The organism is Streptococcus downii (genome assembly GCF_004353325.1).
GTDB lineage: Bacteria > Bacillota > Bacilli > Lactobacillales > Streptococcaceae > Streptococcus > Streptococcus downii.
Genome location: NZ_MZNX01000007.1, coordinates 43,832 through 45,032, shown reverse-complemented (window position 1 = coordinate 45,032; position 1,201 = coordinate 43,832). Strand labels below are relative to the sequence as shown.

Sequence of the window (1,201 nt, the reverse complement as noted above, 5' to 3'; positions counted from 1 at the left end):
CAGCTGGGAGAGCATCTGCCTTACAAGCAGAGGGTCAGCGGTTCGATCCCGTTAACTCCCATAGGTCCCGTAGTGTAGCGGTTATCACGTCGCCCTGTCACGGCGAAGATCGCGGGTTCGATTCCCGTCGGGACCGTTTAAGATAACGGAAGTTATTTTAGACTCGTTAGCTCAGTTGGTAGAGCAATTGACTTTTAATCAATGGGTCACTGGTTCGAGCCCAGTACGGGTCATATTTGCGGGTTTGGCGGAATTGGCAGACGCACCAGATTTAGGATCTGGCGCTTAACGGCGTGGGGGTTCAAGTCCCTTAACCCGCATAATAGAAAGTAGCCGGCTTAGCTCAGTTGGTAGAGCATCTGATTTGTAATCAGAGGGTCGCGTGTTCAAGTCATGTAGCCGGCATTTTTTTATATAGAATAAGAGGTCGATGCGAACGTAGTTCAGTGGTAGAACACCACCTTGCCAAGGTGGGGGTCGCGGGTTCGAATCCCGTCGTTCGCTTAGAGAGGCCGGGGTGGCGGAACTGGCAGACGCACAGGACTTAAAATCCTGCGATTGGTAACGATCGTACCGGTTCGATTCCGGTCCTCGGCATATAATGATGAGCACCCTTAGCTCAACTGGATAGAGTACCTGACTACGAATCAGGCGGTTAGAGGTTCGACTCCTCTAGGGTGCATTTTTTTATTTAACGCGGGAAGTAGCTCAGCTTGGTAGAGTACTTGGTTTGGGACCAAGGTGTCGCAGGTTCGAATCCTGTCTTCCCGATTGATGGCGGTGTAGCTCAGCTGGCTAGAGCGTCCGGTTCATACCCGGGAGGTCGGGGGTTCGATCCCCTTCGCCGCTATAAAGATCTTGTTGGACCTTTAGCTCAGCTGGTTAGAGCTCTCGGCTCATAACCGAGTGGTCGTAGGTTCAAGTCCTACAAGGTCCATTTTATATTTTGGAGGATTACCCAAGTCTGGCTGAAGGGAACGGTCTTGAAAACCGTCAGGCGTGTAAAAGCGTGCGTGGGTTCGAATCCCACATCCTCCTTTTTATTATTAACGCGGGATGGAGCAGCTCGGTAGCTCGTCGGGCTCATAACCCGAAGGTCGTAGGTTCAAATCCTGCTCCCGCAATTTGGCTCGGTAGCTCAGTTGGTAGAGCAATGGATTGAAGCTCCATGTGTCGGCGGTTCGATTCCGTCTCGCGCCAT

The 1,201-nt window shown here is 52.0% G+C and carries 13 tRNA genes; all 13 read left to right on the top strand.

Features of this window, described 5'->3' with window-relative positions:
* Positions 1-63: 63 nt before the first annotated feature.
* The 13 genes from E2R31_RS04320 (at position 64) to E2R31_RS04260 (ending at position 1,200) form a co-directional block, all read left to right on the top strand.
* Positions 64-136 (top strand) — tRNA-Asp (locus tag E2R31_RS04320).
* A 24-nt stretch (positions 137-160) separates the two neighbouring features.
* Positions 161-233 (top strand) — tRNA-Lys (locus E2R31_RS04315).
* Positions 234-238: 5 nt separating this feature from the next.
* Positions 239-320 (top strand) — tRNA-Leu (locus E2R31_RS04310).
* 12 nt (positions 321-332) lie between these two features.
* Positions 333-405, top strand: a tRNA-Thr gene (locus E2R31_RS04305).
* 27 nt (positions 406-432) lie between these two features.
* A tRNA-Gly gene (locus E2R31_RS04300) sits at positions 433-504 on the top strand.
* A gap of 7 nt (positions 505-511) precedes the next feature.
* Positions 512-597, top strand: a tRNA-Leu gene (locus E2R31_RS04295).
* An 11-nt stretch (positions 598-608) separates the two neighbouring features.
* Positions 609-682, top strand: a tRNA-Arg gene (locus tag E2R31_RS04290).
* A 15-nt stretch (positions 683-697) separates the two neighbouring features.
* A tRNA-Pro gene (locus tag E2R31_RS04285) sits at positions 698-771 on the top strand.
* A 5-nt stretch (positions 772-776) separates the two neighbouring features.
* Positions 777-850, top strand: a tRNA-Met gene (locus E2R31_RS04280).
* Between the two features lie 13 nt (positions 851-863).
* Positions 864-937 (top strand) — tRNA-Ile (locus E2R31_RS04275).
* Positions 938-948: 11 nt separating this feature from the next.
* A tRNA-Ser gene (locus E2R31_RS04270) sits at positions 949-1,038 on the top strand.
* A gap of 12 nt (positions 1,039-1,050) precedes the next feature.
* Positions 1,051-1,124 (top strand) — tRNA-Met (locus E2R31_RS04265).
* Positions 1,125-1,127: 3 nt separating this feature from the next.
* Positions 1,128-1,200: transfer RNA gene (locus E2R31_RS04260), tRNA-Phe, on the top strand.
* Position 1,201 lies beyond the last annotated feature (1 nt).